Consider the following 14,834-nt stretch of genomic DNA (forward strand, 5'->3'; position numbering starts at 1 on the left):
TGAAAACCAGAGAGGGCGGTAACATGCTTTTGCATCTTACCGCCCTTTTATTATTTCTTATGTTTGGGATCATCGGCCGGGTTGACATAGGTCACTCCCGATGGCCCGTAACCAGTGATTTCTACCATAACCGGTCCTTTGGTCATGGCAAAATGATTTTGTCCTCCCACTTCTGCATACACGCTTCCAACAGGTAGTTGTTTTAACTTCGTTTCATCGAATTTATCACCGTACCCGAAATACCAGGTTCCGGAAATTACGGTTGCCATCCGGGAATCCGGGTGAAGATGCGCAGCAATCCTGGTGTTGCCGGCTATCTTTAAAATGATCGTATACAGACCTGCCCTGGAAGGATCGCCATGGATAACGATTTCCTGAACGGCGCTGTAATTGGAAGAACCCGGTACATTGGATGCACCCGGTTTGGCAGCAGCGATCTCTGACGGCGTCATTCTGAGTTCTCCGTTTTTTCCTGTCTGTGCTTTTACAGATACACTGGTCAGGATGACGACGCCCAGGATAAAAAGATAAATGGCGAATGAATTAACAAGGAGCTTGTTCTTCCTGTTTACCTGCTTCATATAGATTTATTTAGTTGTTAGATTAATTAGTGCCTATATAGATCAAAGCAGGGACCAGAATTGTATTTTGTTGATATTGATTGTTTTGTGTGGAAAAGGAAGGGGCAGAGTACTGTTTTTTCGTAGTAGTGGATTTCATTTCTCCGAAAAGATCAGGTTTCTCCGAAGATGAGATAAACGAAAGATGAGATACAACGAAAGATCCCCGCTGAGGCGGGGATCTTTCGTTGCAGGATTGTTTACCGCACCTCCGGAGCCGGTCTTGCCGGTGCGGTGAATCCCTTTTTCTTCAACTGTTCATTGATCTCGGTGATGGCACGTTCGAGTTGATTGTCTTTACCCTGTGCGCCCTGCGTAATGTCTTCAGGGACGGAGATATCCGGGTCGACGCCATGGCCTTCTTTAAACCAGGTTCCATCCGCATTAAACATCCGGAAAGTGGGCACCGTGATATTGCCTCCATCGATCAGCCCGGGAGCTCCGCTGATACCAATGAGCCCGCCCCAGGTCCTGGTACCGATAAGGGGTCCCAGACCGGCTTTGCGGAAATAATCGGGAAAGGCGTCACCGCCCGATCCGCTCCATCCATTGATCAGCATGACCTTCGGCCCAAAGTTTCCAGCCGGGGGCCATTGCCAGGCTACGCCATCGCGGGTGGCCCAAAAGGCCAGAGGCGGACGGTTGAGCATTTCGATAAAACGGTCGGGTATCTGTCCTCCATTATTGAATCGTTCGTCGATCACCAATGCTTTTTTATCCAGCTGGGCGGTAAATTGGCGGATCAGTTCATTCTGACCGTCAACCCCGGTGCTGCGTACATAGATATAACCGGCATTCCCGCCGGTGGCTTCTTCCACCCGGCGTCTGTTCTCTTCGATCCAGGCCAGATGGCGCAGTCTCGCCTCCCCGGGAAGGGTTTGAACCAGGACTGTCTTTGCTCCTGTCAGCGTGGGAGTTCTATTGTAGGTCAGTTCAACGGATTTACCGCTCAGATTTCGAAATAAGGCATAAGGCTCGGTCCTGGTGGTCAGTTCGATCCCGTTCACGGCCAGTATATAATCTCCTTCTTTGACGGATACACCCGGCTGATCAAGCGGAGAACGTACTTCGGCATCCCAGGGAGCGGGATGAATGATTTTTTTTATTTTGTAACGGTCCCCGTCTGCGGCCCAGTCAACACCCAGGTAGCCGACAGGGGTTTGTTTGGTTTCTTCTTCCACACCACCACCGTGATAAGTATGCGATGCGTTCAATTCCCCGATCATTTCACCCAGGATAAAATTGACTTCTTCCCGGGTAACGGCTCCTTCCAGCATCTTCAGGTATCTTTCCTTTACCAGGGGCCAATCGACCCCATGCATATTCGGGTCATAAAAATAATCACGTTCCAGCCGCCAGGCATCCACTACGATCTGTTTCCATTCCTTGCGGGGATCCACCCACATTTGCATTTCATTGGTGCGTAGTTTTTTCTCCAGTTTCTGCCCTTCGTCTGCAGCAACAATAAAAAAGCTGCCGTCTTTATTGACCAGCAGATGTTTGCCATCTGCCGCAAGGGTGTATCCACCAGCATCATCCAGGATTGTTTTTGTCTTACGTTTTTCCAGGTCATAAAAAAAGACCGGTTGTGCCTTGGAGTCAGACCCCGTATTAGGTTGCTGCTGATAAAGCAGTTTACCTTCGGCCGCCTGCAGGCTCCCGAAATTGCCCGCTTCTACGGGCAGCAGGATAAGGCGGGTTTCCAATCCGTCCAGATCGATCTCTGTCGGGGTAACTTTCGTTTCCTTTTCAGCATCCTCTTTTTTAACTACGGGAGGTTTGGCTTTTTTGCCGGAAGCTGTTTTTTCTTTATCCGAAGGTTTGTCCTCCTGTTTCAGCGCAACGGTATCATTTTGCGGAGCCAGGGGAGAAGGGGTTGTTTTTTTTAAGACAATGGCTGCCAGTTTCGTCGAGTTCGGATAAATAAACGTATTATCCAGATCGCTGTAGAGCGGATTAAAATGCTGGTTGGTGGTAATATAGAGATATTTTCCTCCCGGGTCGAATACCGGATTGGCACAGGTATAATATCCGCCCGTTACGGCATGGGCCTGTTTGTTCGTATAATCATAAAGGTATACCGCCCTGTGGCCATTGTCCAGGTCCCTGTCATAGGCCAGCCAGCGGCTGTCCGGAGACCAGCTGACCGTAAAAGCCTGCAGCTGTCCATCGAGCATACGCAGTCCTTTATCTACATCCGAAGTAAGACCGGTGATCCGGTCATAGATGTGGATCTTCATGGCCTTGTCGATAAAGGCCAGTTTCTTACCATCGGGTGACCAGTACAGGTTATAACGGAAACCCGGGCCGTAAGCCGTCAGTTTTTTCTCCGTATTATCCGAACCGGTTTCGCGCAGGGTCAGTTCATACTCCCCGGACCGGTCGCTCCAATACGCTATATACCTGCCATCGGGTGACCAGGAGGGAAATCTTTCCGCCACATCCGTTGATTGGGAAAGATCTTTTACCACTCCATTTTCTGCGGGTAAGGAAAAGAGTTCTCCACGGGCTTCTATCAGGGCCCGTTTCCCATCCGGTGAAACGGTGGCACTGGCGATAAACTTTTCGGCAGGTTCCAGGGTCGGACGCAAGGCGTTAAGATCGCTCACGATTTCTATATGAACTTCTTTATAATTCGCGGAAGCCAGATTAAAAAGAAAAAGTTTGCCGGCATTCTCAAAAACGATGTCTTCCGGTCCCAGAGAGGGGTAGTGGGCGTCATAATCGGTAAACCGGGTAAGCTGGGAGAATTTTTTCGTAGAGATATCATACTGCCAGAGATTCATCCTCTTTTCAGGTCCTCTGTCCGATAAAAAATAAATACTGGTGCCATGCCACATAGGGAGTTCGTCATCCGCATCGGTACCCGTCGAAATATTTTCGGCGGCAAAACTGGTCAGATTGAACAGATGGATCTGGGCGTTCCATCCACCCCTGTATCGTTTCCAGTTGCGGCCAACCTGAGATTTGAAGGTGAAGGCCACCTGGCTGCCATCCGGTGAAAGCGTTCCGAACTCTGCGTAGGGAAGGGGGAGTTTGGCCGGTACTCCGCCGGTAGCGGCGACTTTATAAAATTGATCGAAACGTTCGCGTCCGCTTTGTCTTCCGGATGCAAAAAGAATATTTTTACCATCCGGGTACCAATCCACCACTCTTTCGGTTGAACCGTGCCAGGTCAGCCGGGAAGGGATTCCTCCGCCGGAGGGAAGGGTATAGATGGAATTATTCCCATCGTAATCGGCCGTAAAAGCAATTGTCTTTCCATCAGGAGAGAACTTGGGAAATACTTCCACTCCCGCAGGTGAGCTGAGATGAATGGCTTTTCCGCCTTCCTTCGGAACGATCCACAGATCATTAGCGTAGGTAAAAACGATCTGTGTCTGAGAGACATCCGGGTACCGGAACAAGGCGGCATTGATCTGCGCCACGGAAACAGAAGTGGCGGCTACAGGTGCCAAAAGCATTAAAAAAATTTTGTGTATACTCATAAATTTCTGATGAATCCTGGTTAAAAAAAGCACAGGAAATTCAAGATAGGGTAAATTCGTAAAAGGGATAATATCTTCGTGTTTATCGGTCAATTCACTGTGTTATCGGCTGAAAGCCGGGAGGCACTGGCCGGCCTATTACAAAAATGGGAGTTGCGCAAAGGACATTTCCTGGTCAGGGCAGGAGCCGTCGTGTAGAATCACCTACAGGTAAAGCTGGACCATATATTTCCAATACCTCGCTTTATGAGATTCGCCGTCCCAGACATGGAAGGCATTCCAGATGCCCTTGCTCCAGAGGGAATTGCTCAGGAACCGGTTATTCTCCAGGAAAACATCATGCTCGCCAACGACCAGAATGATCTCCATGGCCTTTAACCGCTGGATCAGTGTATCATCCTGCAGGTTCGGAACGAATTGCCCGGGGGTATTATAATAGATGTCGTCATTCCGAAATCCTTCAAAAAGATCTTCGAAATGATCGAAGGAGGTAGTCAGGTCATAACGGCCGCTCAGTCCTACCATCTTATGAAAAAGGCCGGGATACTTGAAGGCGAGATTGGCCGCATGAAAGGCGCCAAGACTACAGCCGGCCGCAACGAAGGTAGGATAGGGATTCCTGCTCTTTACAAAGTCCATCACTTCGTGCAGGATATATTGTTCATATTGTAAATGACGGGAGATCCGCTCTGAAGGATGGAGCGTTTTGCTGTAAAAACTTTCCTTATCGATACTGTCCAGGCAATAGACCTGGATCATGCCGGCTTCGATCTTAGGCCGGAGCGCTTCGATCACCTGCCAGTCTTCATAATCATAAAAGTGGGCAGTCCGGGTTGGAAAGAACAGGACCGGTTCTCCTGCGTGACCAAAGATGAGCATTTCCATTTCCCGTTGCAGGATAGGGCTAAACCATTTATGATATTCTCTGGTCATTTGGCCGGGACGATTCATTTGAACGATGCGGATAAATAAGGCATAAGGATCTCTTTCCACAAGGCATACCCTTTTTCGCTCATATGGAGACCGTCAGGGTCCAGGAATTCCCTTTTGGGATAACCGGAATTATCCGTCATCCTGGGGTATACATTGACAAAATGCAGATTTCCGCCGGCTCTTTTGATTTCCGCCTCGATAAGCGTATTTGTATAACGGATACTATCCAGGATGTTCCACCGGGTGATGCTTGGTTTTATGGAAATAAAGACCAGCGGGATGTCCCCGAATAAAGAGCGGGTACTGGCGACCAGTTGTTTAAAAAAAAGAAATACTTCCTCCGGGTGTCTCCCATCTCCCAGATCATTATCACCCGCATAAACGATAATGGACAGCGGATGATAGCCGGTTAACAAACGTTCGAAGAACCATACGCAGGCGGCCAGTGTCGAACCTCCGAATCCCAGGTTGACGGGACTGAAACCGGAAAAGTCAGTTTGCAGGCTGTCCCATAACCGGATAGACGAACTTCCATAAAAGATGGTTTGGGGATCATACCCAGGATTGTTTTTTTCCTCTTCCAGTCTCCGGACTTCATTTTCGTACCAATGCATATTACGGGCGTTTGTACGTAAATATAAGGGCAACCGGTTTATACAGGACCATAATGATAATTGATAAAATAAAAATAACAGGCAATGGGAAAAAGGCCCGGTTGCGGTACCTATCCGAAATATCATTAACTTTAGAAGATATAGCAACAACCTATTTAGCAACAGCCGGTTATGAAGATGAGATTTACACCCAAACAACGAAAATGGATCAGAAGGCTGTTGATCCTTTTCGTGATTCGGCTGGTATTGGGCGCGATCCTCTATTATATCGTTTTTTACCGGTTCAAGGATATCGTCCAGATCATGGTAAAAAGGCAATCCAAGGGTCTTTATGCTTTCGATGCCTCCGATGTCAAATTCTCCATATGGAATAAAAATATCGTGGTGGAAAATGCGGCCCTGCGTTGTACAGATACGTTGCGGGCTCCGACCTATTATAACCTGGAAATACCCCGGGTCTATCTGGCCATCGATTCCTGGACGGCCCTCCTTTTTCACCGGAAAATGCTGGTTGATAGTCTGAACATATCCCTGCCCGGTCTTCAAACACATACACATGGTCAAACAGGGCCGGATAGCGCCCCTGTTGTCTTTCATACCTCCCGGATCATGGACCTGCTTCAATATATGGTAGTCCATCTGAAGGTAAGGTCTTTCACCATGGAAAATGGCTCCTTTGCCTATAGCACCACAAAAAATAAGACTCCATTTTTAAGCGACCGGATCAATTTGTCCATACGGAATTTTTATGCCAGGGAAAAACAATCGGATCATTTATTTTCCTCCGATGACGTAGATCTTTCCCTGGGAAGACAAAGCTGGCAATTTCCCGATGGGGTTCATGATATCAGTTTCAGCCGGCTTCATTTTTCCGGGAAAAATCAATTCTTCGAACTGGACTCCTGTACTTTTCATTCGGCAGCTACCGCGGAAAAAGGAGAGGTGACCCTGCATGCGGATAAATTCTTTTTTAATTCCAGGCGGTTATCGGCCATTTACGAAAAAGGAGAATTGTCGATCGATACCCTGATCTGTGTCCGGCCTGTATTGACGATTCAGCTCCTGGACAAAAAAAAGCAGGGAGACACCGCCTTGGTCCTCAATCAATCCATCCGACATATCTTCAAACATATCCATTTTAAGTACATCGATATCCGGGACGGCGGACTTTCGCTTGGTCATGCCAGTAAATACCAGGCCACCTATACCCAAAAAACAAACCTGAAATTATTTAATCTCCGGATCGAACCCGACAGCCAGCAGCATATTCAGGCAGACAGTATTCTACTGAGCCTGCGCAATATCCGGTTTATTACGCAGGATAGTTTGTTCCAGCTGAGCATCGATGAATTTGCCCTGAACAACCAGGATCTTGTTTTTAAGAACGCGGTATTTGGTCCTACGCCGCGCAACCGGTCGGACAAAATAATGACCTTTACCGCTCCCTCTTTACGTTTGCAGAACATCAGCCTGCAGGACCTGCTGAAAAGAAAGCTAAAGGCCGATCAGGCCGAGCTGGATAATCCCCTTATCGTATTATCGGATAATGGAAACCCGAAAAAGAACAGAAGCTCCATCGCGGATTCCACCCTCGGTCGTTTTTACAAGACCTTACATGGACTGCGGGAACTGATCGATGTACGCGATTTTCATATCGTTCACGGTAATGTGCGGTATAATTCTTCCGGAAGATCCCCCTTGCGTATGGATATGAAGAACCTGGATGCAAAAATATTGCTGGACCATTTTTTGACCAGTGACAGCCTGATCGATATCAAAAGATCCCTGCCGGAATTTTCCATTGGCGCAATAGATGTCGTATCACCCAAACTCAAACTGGAAATCGATCAGTATACCTTCCGCGGCTTAAGCCGGCATAACCGGGCAGACGGGTTCCGGTTGTTTATCGCCGGTGGTACTGCACCGACCACTCTTTTCCTGGAAGGGAAAAAATTGTATTGGGAAATACTGGATTGGGACCTGTTCGAAAAATATCAGTATATCCAGGTGGAGAATATAAAAATACACTCCTTAACGGTGCATTCCGAAACTGGTGAAACGGTAAATAAAGAGATGCAGCGAAAAAACCTTCCGGTCATTCATATCGGAAGGATGGATATCGATCGGTTGAAAGTAGATCAGATCAAACCTAAGGGTAACTTTAGCCTGGAAGGACAGGATCTTTGCGTTGATAATGTCAATTCAGTCGGGCGCGCCCTGACCTGGAAAAATGCAGAAGGACTTTTAAGCCATATCGTGTTTAGCGATGGCAAAAATCTGAATGCATCCATTGATACTCTTCAGTTTTCGAATGAATATGAGACATTGGCAAAAGGCGCGTCGCTGAGTATCCGGAAGGAGGGATCGACAAGGGTCACCGTACAAATGCCCCTGCTAAAGTTGAATACGGGGATTCGTTCGACCGACTTTTCCCAATTTTCTCTGAAAAAACTGAACATTCCCGAAGCCGATTTCCGGTACCGGTCAGAAAAGGGAAAAGATACCGTACAAGTCGCCGGCCAACTTTCCCTGCAGGCAAGCTATCTGAACAAACAAACCAACAATACCGAACCAAAGCGACAAACATTGATCCTTTGGGAAAATGCAACGGTTGGACTGACTGCCGTACATTTTACAAAGGGAAGCCTGGATCTGCAATTACCCCGGTCCGTTATGATCATCGATAAAGGGAGGGGGACTTTTTCCGGGGGAGCAACTTCTTCTGAAAGAATAACAGCTTCTGAAGGATCGTTCCCATTTTTTGAAGGGGCATTGGTCTTCCAATGGTTCGACGGAAGCCTGCACACCAAAAAAACAGGAAAGATGGACCTGGCCCTGGAAAATCTGTCCGGAAGTTTTGTCGATTCTGCATTTTCTCTTTATCGCGGAAAAAAGTTTGCCTGGCCATTCCTCCTGGATCGTACGGCCATCAGCCAGGGGAAGGTTGTTTATAAAGGCAGGACACAGAACGCCAGGGCCGATGCGGTTACCTGGGATCCCCGCCGGAAGGAATTGGCCGTCCGCTCTTTCAGTCTGCTGCCCAATCTCAGCAAAGAGGAAACCTTTAGTATGCCCGGCGCCTGGCAATCGGATTATATCACCGTAAAAGGAGAGGCGCTAAAACTGACCGGATTGAATCTGTCCACCCATCCGGATGACTCCTCCCTGCATGTTGACCGGGTTTTGCTGGATAATGTTTCCCTGTCTGCATCGAGGGACAAACGGATGCCTTTCGAACATGGGATCGAAAAATTGATGCCGGCCAAACTTATTGGCAGGATTCCCTTTCCGGTAAAGATCGATACCATACGAGTGCTCAACAGCAAGGTGACCGTGAATGAGTTGTCCCTGGTTACGGGCAGGGAAGGGTCGATCCCTGTCGAAGGGATCGATGCCTGTATTACGCATATCCGTAGCCGGGACAATCGCGGCGACAGCCTGAATATCACGGCGCGGGCATCTATCTTCAACAGTGATATCAGGGACTTCCACTATAAGGAATCCTATGGAGATTCCCTTTCCTTTTATTCACTACGGTTCAACACTTCCCCGATGCTCCTGACCGAATTCAGTAAGGCTACGGCGCCTCTGGCTTCTTTGCGGGTGGACCGGGGGCAGTCGGATACTTTATTTGCAAAATGGGCCGGGAATAAATATGCAACGATCGGTGTAATGAATTTTCATTACAAGGATCTTAAGGTCAGCCTGCTGGACAAAAAAGATCCCGACAAAAAAACATTCCGGCTTTCACTGGCCAACTGGGTGGCTAATACCGTCATTATCCGGAAAAGTAATGACCGGGAATCCATCGTTTTTTTTGAACGTGACCGCGAAAAGTTCATTTTTAATTATTGGGTGAAATCCGCTCTGCGTGGCTTGTTCTCCAGTGTCGGGCTAAAAAGCAGCCATAAATATGTCCGGCAATACCGGAAAATGCAGGAAGAATATTCCTTACCCCCGCGTCCGGCTTCCGGCCAGAGTCATAAACCGTCCAGCGCTCCTGCCTTCGATCTCGATTCGATCGTTGCACCACAGGCCATACCAAAATTGATCTCGCAGCAATTCAGTTTTACGGAAGGCCCGGCCGTGGACAGGAAGGGAAATATATTTTTCACGGACCAGCCCAATAACAAAATATGGGAATACAATACGAAAGGGCAACTGACCGTGTTCCTGGATAGTGCCGGCCGGTCCAATGGAATGTATTTTGACCGTAAAGGAAACCTGGTTACCTGCGCCGATGAAAAGGATGAGCTTTGGTCGATCAGCCCGGAAAAAAAGATCACGGTATTGCTGAAAGGATTCAAGGGTCACCGGCTGAATGGTCCGAATGATTGCTGGATAGACCCCAAAGGGGGAATCTATTTTACAGATCCTTATTATCAGCGCCCTTATTGGGACCGTTCCCAACCCGATATCGATGGCCAGAAAGTGTATTACCTGCCCAATGGTAAAAAAGAGGCGATCATGGTAAGCGATGCCCTGGTCCAACCCAATGGGATCGTCGGCAGCCCGGATGGCAACTATCTGTATGTGGCCGATATCGGGGACAATAAGACCTATAAATTCAGTATCGCCGCGGATGGCACTCTTACGAACGGGAAAGTTTTTGTCGCTCAGGGTGCCGATGGGATCACGCTCGATAACAGGGGCAATCTTTACCTGACCGGTGACGGAGTCTGGGTGTATGACCCTTCCGGCAAAAAGATCGCCCATATCCCCATTCCTGAAAAATGGACAGCCAATCTTTGTTTTGGGGGTAAGGATAAAAAGACATTGTTCATAACCGCCTCCGAAACGATCTATATATTGCCCATGCGGGTAAACGGGGTGGAGTAATGGAAGGTAAGGAGTGAACATTAATTTCTGATTATTTTCCTGTTTTTTCCGTCCGGTCTGTTCCCCGGTTTGCTGAAATCCTTAATATTACAGTCCCTTAACCACCTAAAAATTAATTCTGTATACCGTATGGACACACGTCGGGATTTTCTCAAAAAAGCAGCCTTGTTAGCAGGGGCAACCGGATTCACCAGCGTTCTTCCCCCATCCATCCAAAGAGCATTAGCCATCGATCCCCTGCCGGGCACTACCTGGCTGGATGCAGAACATGTGGTGATCCTGATGCAGGAGAACCGTTCCTTTGATCATTGTTTCGGAGCGCTGAAAGGAGTCCGGGGTTTTCAGGACCCAAGGGCAATTACCCTCGCGGATAAAAACCCGGTTTGGCTGCAAACCAATGCCGCAGGAGAAACCTTTAGCCCGTTCCGTCTCGATATCAAGGGTACTAATGCCACCTGGATGGGCTCGCTCCCTCATTCCTGGAGTAACCAGCAAGACGCACGCCATGAGGGAAAATGCGATCAGTGGTTACAGGCAAAACATTCCGGTCAAAAGGAATACGCCCATATGCCCCTAACCCTGGGTCATTATGACCGCCGGGATATTCCCTTTTATTATGCTTTAGCAGATGCCTTTACGGTATGCGATCAGAATTTTTGTTCTTCCCTGACCGGTACCACCCCTAACCGGCTCTATTTGTGGACCGGTACTGTCCGGGAAGAGCTGCATCCGAATGTAAAAGCACGTGTACGCAATGGTGATACTGATTACGGGGTTCCGGCCTCCTGGACAACGTTTCCGGAAAGGCTGGAAGATCATGGTGTGGATTGGAGGATCTATCAGAATGAGATCAGTCTGGATACAGGGTTCCAGGGAGAGGAGGATCCCTGGCTGGCTAATTTTACCGATAACCCGATCGAATGGTTCGCCCAGCATAGAGTGGAGTTCTCGCCGGAGTTCATGAAATATATGCCGGTAAAGATAGAAGCCTTGAAAGCGGAGATTGCCGGTTTGCAAAAAAAGATCGCTGCACTGCCATCCGGCGGCCCGGATATCCAAAAACAAAAAAGTCAATTGGCCGAAAATGAGGCCGAGCTGAAACTGCTGGAAGAGGCCCGGATAAAATTTACCCCGGAAGCATATGCCAAACTTTCCCAGCGGGAAAAGAATCTTTATACGAAGGCCTTTACGACGAACCGGAACGATCCGGATTACCGTAAACTGACCACGCTGAAATACCAGGATGGCACTACGGCCCGCGAGGTGCAGGTACCGAAAGGGGATGTCCTGCATCAATTTCGGGAAGATGTAAAAGACGGTAAATTACCGACCGTCTCCTGGCTGGTAGCTCCTGAAAATTTTTCGGATCATCCCGGTGCGCCCTGGTATGGGGCCTGGTATGTTTCTGAAGTAATGGATATTCTTACAAAAAATCCGGAGGTATGGAAAAAGACCATCTTCGTTCTTTGTTATGATGAGAATGACGGTTATTTCGATCATATCCCTCCCTTTGTAGCGCCTGATCCATCGAGACCCGAGACGGGAAAGGTCTCCCAGGGTATCGACGCCGGATTGGATTATGTGCCGCTCGAACAGGATCTAAAATATAATTCAAAAGAGGATGCAAGAGGTGGTCCGATCGGTTTGGGTTTCCGGGTACCCCTGGTGATCGCTTCGCCCTGGAGCAGGGGAGGTTTTGTAAATTCCCAGGTTTGCGATCACACCTCCATTCTGCAGATGATGGAAAAATTGATCAGTCACCGGTCTGGTCGTAAGATCGAACAAACGAATATCACCGCCTGGCGCCGGACGGTTTGCGGTGACCTGAGTTCCCTGTTCCGTCCCTATAATGGAGAAAAAACAACCCTTCCTTCTTTCCTGGAAAAAGATACCGTTATCGAAGGCGTACATATGGCGAAGTTCAAACAATTGCCTTCCGGGTATAAAAAACTGACGAAAGAAGAGATCGGGCAGTTCCGTAAAGACCCATTCTCCTCTCCGCTCATGCCCAGGCAGGAAAGGGGTATTCGTCCTTCCTGTGCGATTCCTTACGAATTGTATGTGGAAGGTAAATTGGGTGCGGATAAAAATTCTTTCGAGCTGAAGTTCAGGGCGGGCAATACCTTCTTCGGTGACCAGGCAGCAGGATCACCCTTTGCCGTTTATGTCTATGGCAAGGAGCTGAAGGTGCGGAATTATGCCGTAAAGGCCGGTGATGAATTGACGGATAGTATCCCCCTGGATGAATTTGAGAATGGTCAGTATGATCTGCGGGTCTATGGGCCGAACGGATTTTTCAGGGGTTTCGCGGGGGGTAAAAATGATCCTTCACAAACAGTCAGGCTGAATTATGAAAGGGGGCGGATCAGCGGAGCGAAGCGTGAAAAACCAACCGGCCGGATAAAACTTCAGGTTGCTCCCGTGGTTAACGGACAGGCTTCCCTTCCGGTCGATATCACGGATAACCATTCAAAAAATCCAGAGGCTGCCGGTTCCGGTAAAATAAAAATTACTGCCGACGGCCAGGCAGGAAGTAAAAATAATCTGGTGATAGATCCTTCCAAAAGTTATGGATGGTATGATTTCAGTGTCCGGATCAAGGGATTCCCCCAATTCGAACAGCGATATGCCGGACGTGTGGAAACAGGGAAGGATGGTTATAGCGATCCGGCAATGGCATAAGGGTCTGCTATTCCTTTGGTATATTCGTAGCTTATAAACCAAGGAGAAAACAGACTCATATGACCAAATTTAGAAAAATAACTCTGAACCGGACCGGTTTTAGACGGATCACCCTGAACGGGACCCGTCTTAAGCGGATTGCCCTGCTCTTTTTCATTTGTTTTGCTGGTATGAGCATCAATGCCCTGGCACAGCCTAAAGGCGGGCCTCCTCCTTCCACGGCTGAAAAAACAGGGCCGGGAAGCCGGACCCTGAATATCGATTCCGCCGTCGTTACCCACGCAGAGGTGACCATCAAGGGACAGCGTATACCCTATGAAGTTACGGCCGGTTCCATGCCTGTATGGGATGAGGAAGGCAAACCCATCGCCGGTGTATTTTATACGTATTATGAAAGATCGGATATAAAGGACAGGGCTGCCCGCCCGCTGGTAGTTTCTTTTAACGGTGGACCCGGCACACCTTCGGTATGGATGGAGATCGGTTATACCGGACCCCGCCGGTTAAACGTGGATGACGAAGGATATCCCGTGCAGCCTTATGGAGTAAAAGAAAACCCGCATTCTATATTGGATGTTGCCGATATCGTCTATGTGGATCCGGTAAATACCGGGTTTTCCAGGACGGTCAGCAAGGATATACCCGGATCTAAATTTTTCGGGGTCAATGAGGATGTTAAATATCTCGCCGAATGGATCGCCACTTTTGTTACCCGGAAGAATCGCTGGGCATCTCCCAAATTCCTGATCGGCGAAAGTTATGGAACGACACGGGTTTCGGGTCTGGCGCTGGAATTACAGGATGCACAATGGATGTATCTTAACGGAGTGGTCCTGGTATCCCCTACGGAACTGGGAATCGACCGGAGTACAAGCGTATCCGCATCGCTGCGTGTTCCTTATTATGCAGCAACAGCCTGGTATCATAAAGCCCTTGGCGGCGATCTCCAGGCAAAAGATCTTACCGCCTACTTGCCGGAAGTGGAAGATTTTACCGTGAATGAACTGATCCCTGCCTTGTCCAAAGGCGGTTTTATAGAAGAGGGAAAGAAAAAAGAAATAGCCGTCAAACTGGCCCGCTATACGGGTCTGTCGGAGAAACTGGTCCTGCAATGCAATCTGCAGATTCCTACAGATCTTTTCTGGAAAGAATTATTACGGGATAAAGGATTTACGGTAGGAAGACTTGATTCCCGTTACCGGGGTATTGACCGCCAGGATGCAGGAGAAAGACCGGACTATAATGCCGAGCTGACTTCCTGGCTGCATTCTTTTACACCCGCCATAAATATTTATCTGCGGGAGGAATTGCATTATAAAACGGATTTGAAATACAATATGTTCGGATCCGTGTTCCCCTGGAATAATCAGAATGACCATACCGGCGAGAATCTGCGCCAGGCCATAGCCCAAAATCCCTATCTCCATTTGCTGATCCAGTCGGGATATTATGACGGGGCCTGTGATTATTTCAACGCCAAATACAGCATGTGGCAATTGGACCCCAGCGGTAAGCTGAAGGATCGCGTAAGCTGGGAAGGATACCGTAGCGGGCATATGATGTATCTGCGCAAACCCGATCTGGCAGAATCGACTGAAAATCTGCGGAAGTTTATTCGTGCTTCGCTGCCCAAACCCGGTGAGCCGGCCAAATACTAA

The 14,834-nt window shown here is 48.5% G+C and carries 7 protein-coding genes; 3 read left to right on the top strand and 4 right to left on the bottom strand.

Annotated features, from left to right (window positions below; all coding sequences use genetic code 11):
- Nucleotides 1–50 precede the first annotated feature (50 nt).
- From ACX0G9_RS08250 to ACX0G9_RS08265, 4 genes are all read right to left on the bottom strand, one after another.
- Nucleotides 51–581, bottom strand: coding sequence for a cupin domain-containing protein (locus ACX0G9_RS08250; RefSeq protein ID WP_459064406.1), 531 nt, complete (start codon nt 579–581; stop codon nt 51–53).
- Between the two features lie 239 nt (nt 582–820).
- Entirely contained in the window at nt 821–4,084 is a 3,264-nt protein-coding gene (locus ACX0G9_RS08255) for a S41 family peptidase (RefSeq protein ID WP_459064407.1), read from the bottom strand.
- Between the two features lie 228 nt (nt 4,085–4,312).
- Entirely contained in the window at nt 4,313–5,101 is a 789-nt protein-coding gene (locus ACX0G9_RS08260; protein WP_459064408.1) for an esterase family protein, read from the bottom strand.
- A complete protein-coding gene (locus ACX0G9_RS08265; RefSeq protein ID WP_459064409.1) occupies nt 5,056–5,655 on the bottom strand; it encodes a GDSL-type esterase/lipase family protein in 600 nt (199 codons plus the stop codon). The genes ACX0G9_RS08260 and ACX0G9_RS08265 overlap by 46 nt, the downstream gene beginning before the upstream one ends.
- Nucleotides 5,656–5,826: 171 nt before the next feature.
- Between ACX0G9_RS08265 and ACX0G9_RS08270 the strand changes: the two genes are divergently transcribed.
- From ACX0G9_RS08270 to ACX0G9_RS08280, 3 genes are all read left to right on the top strand, one after another.
- Nucleotides 5,827–10,494 (top strand): SMP-30/gluconolactonase/LRE family protein, encoded by a 4,668-nt coding sequence (locus tag ACX0G9_RS08270; protein ID WP_459064410.1) that lies wholly within the window; start codon nt 5,827–5,829, stop codon nt 10,492–10,494.
- Nucleotides 10,495–10,623: 129 nt separating this feature from the next.
- Complete coding sequence (locus ACX0G9_RS08275; protein WP_459064411.1) at nt 10,624–13,176, top strand: phosphocholine-specific phospholipase C; 2,553 nt, start codon at nt 10,624–10,626, stop codon at nt 13,174–13,176.
- 59 nt (nt 13,177–13,235) lie between these two features.
- Nucleotides 13,236–14,834, top strand: a complete 1,599-nt coding sequence (locus tag ACX0G9_RS08280; protein ID WP_459064412.1) for a S10 family peptidase — start codon at nt 13,236–13,238, stop codon at nt 14,832–14,834.

The organism is Flavitalea flava (assembly GCF_054461575.1).

Coding starts and splice junctions, on each gene's coding strand:
- ACX0G9_RS08255 (WP_459064407.1), bottom strand. CDS start 4,084: ATGCTTTTGGCACCTGTAGCCGCCACTTCTGTTTCCGTGGCGCAGATC.
- ACX0G9_RS08280 (WP_459064412.1), top strand. CDS start 13,236: ATGACCAAATTTAGAAAAATAACTCTGAACCGGACCGGTTTTAGACGG.
- ACX0G9_RS08275 (WP_459064411.1), top strand. CDS start 10,624: ATGGACACACGTCGGGATTTTCTCAAAAAAGCAGCCTTGTTAGCAGGG.
- ACX0G9_RS08250 (WP_459064406.1), bottom strand. CDS start 581: ATGAAGCAGGTAAACAGGAAGAACAAGCTCCTTGTTAATTCATTCGCC.
- ACX0G9_RS08270 (WP_459064410.1), top strand. CDS start 5,827: ATGAAGATGAGATTTACACCCAAACAACGAAAATGGATCAGAAGGCTG.
- ACX0G9_RS08265 (WP_459064409.1), bottom strand. CDS start 5,655: ATGCATTGGTACGAAAATGAAGTCCGGAGACTGGAAGAGGAAAAAAAC.